Origin of the sequence: Streptomyces sp. NPDC058231, assembly GCF_042882275.1 — a bacterium.
Classification (GTDB): domain Bacteria; phylum Actinomycetota; class Actinomycetes; order Streptomycetales; family Streptomycetaceae; genus Streptomyces.
The window spans coordinates 1-1,389 of the sequence record NZ_JBHVWN010000175.1 but is presented as its reverse complement, the minus strand read 5'-3'; the positions used below and the strand labels follow the sequence as shown (position 1 = coordinate 1,389).

The window sequence follows — 1,389 nt, the reverse complement described above, 5'->3', positions numbered from 1 at the left end:
GACGTCGTTTCCTTTGGTTCGACGTTCGTTGAGCCGCGCATGACGTGTCTGGTTGAGCGGCTGGTGCCGGATGAGTTGTGGGCGCTGTTCCGGCGGGTGGTGCCGCCGACGCCGCTGAGGCGTCCGCAGGGCGGGGGTCGCCGGCGGGCGAGTGACTTCTCAAACAGCCTCGTGGGACAAAACGCTCTTTTACGGCACCCCGGGACCGGTCTTGAAGCGTAGGAATCACCAGAAATCCGACGGACAGCGCCACCGGGCACTACCGTGCCCTGCCGCCTTGAGCGCGCCCGGGGATCTCAGCTTTCGAGGGCGGCGCTGGCAACGGGAGGCGGGCAGGCAGCTCATCACCGCCCCGGACCGAGCGCCCAGTAGCGAAATGGGTGTGCAGACCATCTGTCCCTCTGCCAGGATGACCGGCCATGACCGCAGCGCGAGCTACCGCCCTCTTCGACCAAGTGGCCTCGGTATATGACGAGGTACTGCCGTTCTTCACCGGGTTCGGCCAACAGCACATGGAGTGGCTCGCTCCGGTGCACGGCACCCGTGTCCTCGACCTGGGCGCCGGGCGCGGCGCCCTGACCGCTGCCGCGCTCGCCCGCGGCTGCCCGGTGACGGCGGTGGACTGCGCCCCTGGCATGATCGAGCGGATCTCGACCCAGCACCCGCAGGTTCACGAAGCGCGGGTGATGGACGCTCACCAGCTGGACTTCCCCGACCGCTCCTTCGACCTGGTCTGTGCGGGATTCGTCGTCCACCTGCTCGATGATCCGGCTGCGGCAGCCCAGGAGATCCGTCGAGTCCTCACTCCCGGCGGGGTGTTCTCCTTCTCCGTCCCCGGCGCGGTCGAGGACGCGCCGGAGTGGGAGTTCTACGGTGCCCTCTTCCGCGAGTTTCAGCCCCTGATACCCGTCGGCGAAGGACGGCTCAGTCGGCCCTTGGACGAGGAGCAGTTCCTCGCGACGGCGGGGTTCACCAGCGTCAGTGAGACCGCCATCGAGCAGCGTCTTCCCGTCCCCGACGCCGACACGTTCTGGAACTGGGGGCTCTCGCACGGCTCCCGCGCCTTCATCGACGCCCTCCCGGCAGATGCCCGAACCGAGTTCGAAGCCCGAGTACGAGCAGAGCTGTCCACCATGGACCCGATCGTATTTGCCTCCGGCGCCAACCTCTGGCGCGGCACCTCACCAGCCTGACCTCGCGCTGACGCCACCGATCAGCAGGCCGCTGGCTGTCCCGTGGTCCACTACAACCTTCCGGTGCAGCGCAGTTTGCTGGCCGGCCGCGGCGATGCCGCTGCCTGGCACCGGACCGTCCCCCACCCCACCGGGCAGAATGAGCATCAGGAGTACCCTGCCCGCCCGCACTCAACTCGCCAACTCAAACACACAG

The 1,389-nt window shown here is 67.9% G+C and carries 1 protein-coding gene and 1 pseudogene; both read left to right on the top strand.

Features of this window, described 5'->3' with window-relative positions; translation table 11 throughout:
• Positions 1 to 222: pseudogene (locus ACFVXE_RS39095) on the top strand (hypothetical protein); the annotation flags it as partial.
• A gap of 197 nt (positions 223 to 419) precedes the next feature.
• The gene (locus ACFVXE_RS39090; RefSeq protein ID WP_389678566.1) at positions 420 to 1,193 is read left to right on the top strand and encodes a class I SAM-dependent methyltransferase; all 774 of its coding nucleotides are present in this window, start codon (positions 420 to 422) and stop codon (positions 1,191 to 1,193) included.
• Positions 1,194 to 1,389: the final 196 nt, after the last annotated feature.

Bases quoted from the DNA above. Each gene is read 5' to 3' on its own strand.
- ACFVXE_RS39090 (WP_389678566.1), top strand. From the start codon at position 420: ATGACCGCAGCGCGAGCTACCGCCCTCTTCGACCAAGTGGCCTCGGTA.